The sequence below is a fragment of the Flavobacterium collinsii genome (assembly GCF_902804485.1).
GTDB lineage: Bacteria > Bacteroidota > Bacteroidia > Flavobacteriales > Flavobacteriaceae > Flavobacterium > Flavobacterium collinsii.
Genome location: NZ_CADCST010000195.1, coordinates 1 through 7,336, shown reverse-complemented (window position 1 = coordinate 7,336; position 7,336 = coordinate 1). Strand labels below are relative to the sequence as shown.

Genomic DNA, 7,336 nt, shown 5'->3' with positions numbered 1-7,336 from the left:
GATATATAGTGATTTAGTTTTGTGTAATGAATTGTTTTTAATTAGACTTAATATAAAAAGTTTTTTTTAAAAAAAATGTGCATGTTATTTATTGGTCTCAGTTTCGGGTTTAATTGTATGAAGTTAATCTTAATTTTTAAATGAAAAACTTTTTGAAAAAGTCAAGCAAAAGGGTTTAAAATTTGGATATTTCAACACTTTTAATATTGATTAGATAAATGAATTTAAGAAAAAACAAATGCGTTGTCATTTTTGGCAGCCCATTTAATAAATATGGGTCGACAAAAAGAACCGTCTCCAAACAAAATTTATGATGATTTTTTCTAGACATCTAATTTTTTTGCTATCTAGATTATTAGTTATCTACAAAGTTTTGTAGATAACAAATTGCATAATAGTTGAGTGATTTTATTATACTTTTGAACTTAGGTTCAGATCATAAAAAGAAATAATAATGAAAAAATCCCTCCTGTTAGTTTTATTTTTAATTGGACATATAAGTTTTTCTTGTGCTCAACCTCAAAATATATTGTCAGAGATAGACAAACTCGAAGCTACTGCCAAGATTTGGGGGTTTTTGAAATATTATCACCCAAATGTTGCAAATGGAAGCAGGAACTGGGATGAGCAATTATTCCAAATTTGTCAAGAAATAGAAAAAGTACAGACTAAGGAAGAATTTTCAAAAGTTGTTGAGAAGTGGCTTCTTTCATTGGGTGAAATAAAAAAACACGACAAAGGCGCTATCTCTAAAGATGATTACTTTGTTAAGAATTTAAATTTTTCATGGTTTGAAAACAAACACTTTTTTACAAATGAACTTTCAACCAAATTGAAGTTTATAGAAGAGAATAAATTTCATGGTTCAAATTTCTATGTGGCATTTCAAGATTCAAACCCAAACATTTCTCCTTTACAATTTACTAATGAAATCAAATATGGAAAATTTGATTGGGCTGATAAAAAGATGAGACTTTTAGCTCTTTTTAAATATTGGAATTATGTAGAGTATTTTTTTCCATATAAATATCAAATGGATCAAAATTGGGATAAAGCTCTTAGAGAAATTCTACCAAAGATTATAAACACAAGAACTGAATTAGACTTCCACTTGGCAATGCGCGAGTTATCAGTTAAACTAAACGACAGCCATGCTTCTATTGGTACAGACAAAATGTTTGACAAGTTTGGAAATAAATTTGTACCCGCAGATTTTAAAATTATAGACAAAAAAGCAGTTGTAATAACTTTAAAAAATGATTCTTTAGCTCATATTTCAGACTTAAAAGTTGGTGATGTTATAACAGCTGTGGACGGAAAATCAATTGAAACAATATTAAGCAATAACATAAAATACATCGAAGGGTCAAATGAAAATGCGATTTTAAGAAATTCGTATTGGGCTATTTTTAACGGAAAATCAGATTCTTTACAGATTGAATATAATAGAAATGGAAAAATAGAATTTAAATATATACGCCGTTATCTGTATCATAACTTATATACAAAGCCAATTAAAAAAGACAAATGGAAGTTTCTTTACAAAGATGTTGCCTATGTAAATTTAGGAGAAATAACAGAAGATGATGTCTCTCCTATGATGAATGAAGTTCAACATAGTAACGCAATTATTTTTGATTTACGTAACAATGCGTTAGGAACTAATTACCTGATATCCGAATATTTAAATCCGGAACCCAAGGAGTTTGTTAAATTTTTAGATGCTGATTTGAATACGCCAGGAAGATACATATGGCGAAGAGACATCGAAAAATGTGGTAAAAAGAATCCTGATTATTATAAAGGAAAGGTAATTATCCTGGTCAATGAAGTTACGCAAAGTCATGGAGAATATTCAGCAATGAGCTTGCAGACAGCGCCAAAGGCAATTGTAATAGGAAGCCAGACTTCTGGGGCTGATGGTGGAGTTGTCCGGTTTGAAATAATTAAAGGTTTTGTAACTCAATTTACCAGTTACGGAATTTTTTATCCTAACAAGAAAGAAACACAGCGTAAAGGTATTGTTCCAGATATAAAAGTGAATTCTACTATTCCGGGAATTCAACAAGGGAAGGATGAAATTCTCGAAAGAGCTTTGATTTATATAAGAACTTCCAAATAGTGACACATCTTTTCCTCGAAAAGGATCTTCTATCTATTTTCAATATTTCTAAGTCTTTCTTTTAATTCAAAATTTTCTTTTTGTAAATAATTAATCTGTTCCATTATGTCACTTGGATTTGACATAAATCCATTTTCAATGATATTGGACAGCTTTATTTTGGGATTAATTGGCTCGAATATTTCTTCTTTTTCAACTCCCAATACTTTTGCAATTTTTGTCCATTCTGATATTGTTATTTTTGTGATTCCTTTTTCCTTTCTACTATATGTAGATTGTGTCATACCAACTAAGTCAGATATTTCTTCTTGAGACAGTTGTTTCTCCAAGCGCTTAATCAACAGCTTAATTTTAATCATTTTTTTCTTGTTTTCGGACAGAACAATGATGCTAAATTTATAAGAATATACCAATAAAAAAAAATAATTTTAAATACCACTTTTTTTTCTTTACAACAGAAGACTTCACTGAAATTTAAATGATTAGCAGGTTAAAAATGCATAAAAAATGCATAAGATTTGTCTTAATTGTAGGCTACTTTTGGTTGAAATCTTGATTGAGAATTTTTTGTTTTATTTCTTAACCAAAAGTCGACGTGGTTTTGAGTATATTTTTTAATTAAGATGAATTAAAATTATTGTTAAACATTAAACAAATTAAAAATGAAAAAGAAGTTAAGCCTAAAAAATTTAAAAGTTTTTAAATTATCTGATCAAGAAAAATCTAATGTTGAAGGAGGAGGAGATCCAGGTAAGCTGCCAAGCTGCAAAAATTCAGGATTAAACTCCTGTAATGACACATCAGCATGGCCAATTAATTGTAATAGTACACTTAGACATGGTTGCTAATTGTAATTTATAAATTACAAGTATTTAGTCAATGTTTGTTAAAGAGTATTTTCAATTTGAAAATACTCTTTAATTGAAATCAATAAGTTAGTTTTAAAATTAAAAAAACACAAAATGAAATTTCTTATTTTACTTATTCTTCTAGTCGGAACTGCAGGATACTCTCAGAAAGTTGAATGTGAAAAATTTAAAAATGGAAAATTCTCTTCTCGTGCATTTCCTGATGAGTATATTATTAGAAAAGATTCTATTGAAGAAACTTATTCAAATAACAAATTAGAGAGTGTATGGGACGTAAAATGGCTGTCCGACTGTAAGTACGAAATTATCTGCAAAAAAAACTATGGTACTGAGTCAATAGCAATTGGTATGAAATACGTATACACCATTTTTGCGACGGAGGAGGATTGTTTTTATGTATCAATATGGTACTCAAACCAAGAATATCCAGATGGAAAGACATTTCAAAGAGGATTATGCATAAAAAAAGATTAGATATTGGGTTCTTTAATTAAGAATAATGAGTTAGTTATAATTTATGCAAGATTTTATATTAAAAATTGAAAAAAATATTTGGCAGTCATTTGAAACTGAAAATAGAATTGGACTGCTTACAGGATTATCAGGAATAGTTCTTTTTTACAGTAAAATGTATAGCATTTATAAATTAGAGGATTATTTAACTAAGCTGACCAAAGTTGTTGAGAAAGTAAATGAGATAATTGAAAACGAACCTACTTCTTCAACATTGTGTAGCGGTTTGGCTGGGTTTGGTCTTGCTTTATTACATTTAGAAGATAATTTAATTGAGATCGATAATGAATATTTTGAAATTATTGATTCTGTTTTGTTAGATGATTTTAGACGTTTAAATCAATCAAACAACTACGATTTCCTGCATGGTTCTATGGGAATTGCAATGTATTTCATAGAACGTTGCACATACTATAAAAATGAAGAATTAATTTCAGAATTAAATCAATTTGCAGAGGATTTAGTTCGTAAGATTTCTACTGATCTGAAAGAAGTTTTAACTACGGAAACAGCATTAGATAATGATGATAAATTCTGCATTTATTTTGGTCTGGCACATGGAGTTGCCGGTTATTTGAATTTTTTAATTTATTTTGAAAGAAATTTTACCGAGCTTAAATCGGACATCGATGTTTCATTAAAAATATGCATTAAGTTTCTGCAATCCTATAAAGATTACAATGATAACTCGAAACAATATTATCCTAATTTACTTTTATTAGAATCAGGCAGCATTGTTAATTCCAGATTATCATGGTGTCAGGGCGATTTTGGTATTTCAAATGCTCTTTATAATTGTGGAGTATATTTGAAAGAAGATACTTTAATAAAAGAATCAAAAAAATTGATAGAAGCTTCACGTACAATATCACTTGAGGAATCTTTTGTTAGTGATTTTGGCTTGTGTCACGGATCCACAGGAATTGCATTGCAGTACTATTTGGCTTCAAAAAAACTCAATATTGATTGTTCTGAAGAAATAGAGAAATGGCTCAATATTATACAGGAACAAACCTCAGATTATGAAACTTTCTTATCGTATGAAAAAGGAAAATATTACAACGAAAGTAACCTCTTGGAAGGAACTGTGAGACTTGCCTTGACATTGTTCACATTAGAAAATAAGATCGACAGCAAATGGCTTGAACTTATAAATCTATTTTGATTGTAACATTTTAACCTTCATAAACAATTAGCGAAATGAAATTTTTCAATACAATTATTAAAAGAGCTACAAATTTTCCGCTTCAGTCATACGATACAAATAAAAACGATGTAATTAATTTTTTCCATAAAAATGATTTATTTCAGCTTTCCGTTTTAATTTCTTCCTCTAGTCTGTATCAAGATGTAAAAAAAAATAAAAGAGAGAAAACAGAAATATCATTAGCTAAATATTACGCCAGGGCACATTTTAATCCTACACCTTTTGGTTTATTCAGCAGTGTAGGAGTTGCGAATTGGGGAACTGTTACTGAATTGTCTAAATCAAAAAAAATCAGATTGTCTGTATCACATGATAATTTGTTTTTGTCATTAAAAAAAAATAAAGAAATAATAAAAAATTGGTCTTCTTTTGAATACTCAATAAATCCATCTCTTCATTTTTTGTCTCAGAAAAAGATAGGTTTTTATAATTCTAAACCGAAAGAGTTTGATAAGATCGAAGTAAATTTTGTTGAACTGGACTATGACGAAGACTTAAAATGGTTGTTGGAACAATTTAAAATTAAACCTGATATTAATAGTCTCTTAAATCAATTAATAGAACAAGGATTTGAAAAAGAGGATGTTGAAGAGTATCTTTTTCAACTTATTGACACAGGATTGTTTATTGAAGATTTTTTATTTAATCCATATTGTAAAAAATTAGAGAACAATACGGTTCCATATTTATCGGATTTAATAAATAAAAAATATATTCTAATAAGTGACAATAAAGACATTAAATTGTTCAATAGCCAGTATATTCAAGAACAAGACCTTTTTTTCAAAGAGAATGACAGTGAACGCTTTTCACATTCTATAAACTCTTTTGAAATTCAGGCGGGATATGTTAATGAGAATATTAAATCGGTAGTACAAAAATATATCGATTTTGTTTTAACATATAATTCTAATACAAAACCTATTACTGGAAAAATAAATGAATTTATAGCAAAAATTTCGGATCGTTACAATGAAGGATTTGTTTCCATAAGTACAATATTCAACCCTTTTTCCGGAATAACTTATCAAGACGACAATTCAGATTATGTACTAAAACTGCATCAAGATATCTTTTGCAAGGTAATTGCCTCAAATGAAACAGAACTATTTTTAAATCTTCCTCCCGCAACGGATATTGATGAGAAAAGAAAAAGCCTCCCTTTAACTTTTAATGTGCTACTCGAGGTTTTAAAATGCAAAAAAACTAACACTGAAATTGTTTTTATTCGTGGTTTAGGCGGAGAATCAGCCTTAAATATCATTTCACGATTTGGTGAAATAAATAGCGAGTTGTGTGAAGAAATAACAGCCTACGAAAAAGAGTGCAATAAGAATAAAATTTTAGCCGATATAAATTGTGTAGGAAACTTCAGAAGTATAAATATTTCACCAAAGGAGCAAATATATGACTATTGCATTCCTATAAATACTTCATACAAGGGAAGTAAAAATCCAATATTTGTGTCAGACATCTATGTGAATTTAGAAGGCGGAAAATTTCGTTTAGTCTCGAAAGAACATCAAAAAGAAATTAAACCTAAAAAAGTGTCGGCCATAAATTCAAAAGTTTCTGATTCTAATTTGTATAAGTTTTTATGTGATTTTGCAGTTTATAATGAAGAAATCTATGGTATTAGCTTCAACTTTAATTCTTATGCCTGTTTTAGAGATTTTATCCCCAGAATTTATCTGGAAACAAATGTACTATTGTCTCCTGCCCAGCTTTTATTAGTTAATAGCAACTATAATTTTGAAGAATTTAAACTCTATTTTTTAGAGAAAATTTCAAAATTTGAATTTACAAAAACCTTGAATTTTTCCGATTCAAAAGGGAATTCCATCATTGACACGTCAAAAGATGAGGAGCTGAAGATAATCTATGACAATCTTAAGACTCGAGATTATTTTTATGTCTCAGAGAATATTTATGAACTCTTTAATCCTGCAGTTGAAGATAATTTGGGGAATTATGCACATGAGCTCATAATTAGTGTAAAAAACAGCTATTATCAACCTCAAGAATTCTCTAATAATGATGTTGTTATTACAAACTATAATCGTAAAAACACGCCAATCCTTTCGGACTGGTTGTATTTTGAAATTTCATGTAATTCATATGCAGACAATGATATTTTAAAAAGTATCTATACAGATCTTTATTTAAATGGAAAGTTTACCGCTTTTTTCTTTATTCACTATGAGAATAATGGTCGTGTGTTACGTTTGAGATTTAAAACCGATTTGATTGAAAATAAAAATGATGTAATAGAATTTATAGACAATCTGAAGATAAAAAATATCATAAAAAAATATCATATTTTACCTTATGAGCCAGAAATCTACAGATATGGAGGTCCTGAATTAATGAGATGTGCCGAATATATTTTTAATCTTGATAGTAAAGATCTAATCGAAAATGTTATTCAACGGGATCTTAATAAAGATGATTCTTCTATTGTTTCCATATTAAAAATTATTAATTATCTGGATTTGTTAGGTTATAGCAAAGAAGCAATGATAGATTTTTGTAAAAATTCCATTCAAAAATTTTCAAAGGAGTTTGATTTCACAACACAATTACGAAAAAATTTTAATGAAGATTATAGTAGGATAAGATCTAAAA

At 28.6% G+C, this 7,336-nt stretch carries 6 protein-coding genes; 5 read left to right on the top strand and 1 reads right to left on the bottom strand.

Annotated elements, in window-relative coordinates; translation table 11 throughout:
- Positions 1 to 454: 454 nt before the first annotated feature.
- Positions 455 to 2,122: a S41 family peptidase gene (locus FLA105534_RS23630; RefSeq protein ID WP_173968524.1), complete on the top strand. Its 1,668-nt coding sequence runs from the start codon at positions 455 to 457 to the stop codon at positions 2,120 to 2,122.
- A gap of 29 nt (positions 2,123 to 2,151) precedes the next feature.
- Here FLA105534_RS23630 and FLA105534_RS23625 read toward each other — a convergent pair whose 3' ends face one another.
- Positions 2,152 to 2,481, bottom strand: a complete 330-nt coding sequence (locus FLA105534_RS23625; RefSeq protein WP_173968523.1) for a helix-turn-helix transcriptional regulator — start codon at positions 2,479 to 2,481, stop codon at positions 2,152 to 2,154.
- A gap of 303 nt (positions 2,482 to 2,784) precedes the next feature.
- Between FLA105534_RS23625 and FLA105534_RS23620 the strand changes: the two genes are divergently transcribed.
- The 4 genes from FLA105534_RS23620 to FLA105534_RS23605 all read left to right on the top strand — a co-directional run.
- On the top strand, positions 2,785 to 2,970 hold the full coding sequence (locus tag FLA105534_RS23620; RefSeq protein ID WP_173968522.1) for a hypothetical protein: 186 nt from the start codon (positions 2,785 to 2,787) through the stop codon (positions 2,968 to 2,970).
- A gap of 114 nt (positions 2,971 to 3,084) precedes the next feature.
- Positions 3,085 to 3,465, top strand: a complete 381-nt coding sequence (locus FLA105534_RS23615; RefSeq protein ID WP_173968521.1) for a hypothetical protein — start codon at positions 3,085 to 3,087, stop codon at positions 3,463 to 3,465.
- Positions 3,466 to 3,508: 43 nt separating this feature from the next.
- Positions 3,509 to 4,669 carry a lanthionine synthetase LanC family protein gene (locus FLA105534_RS23610; RefSeq protein ID WP_173968520.1) on the top strand — a complete coding sequence of 387 codons (1,161 nt, stop codon included), beginning with the start codon at positions 3,509 to 3,511 and terminating at the stop codon, positions 4,667 to 4,669.
- 35 nt (positions 4,670 to 4,704) lie between these two features.
- Positions 4,705 to 7,336: thiopeptide-type bacteriocin biosynthesis protein (locus tag FLA105534_RS23605; protein ID WP_173968519.1), on the top strand; the 2,632-nt coding region annotated here is incomplete at its 3' end.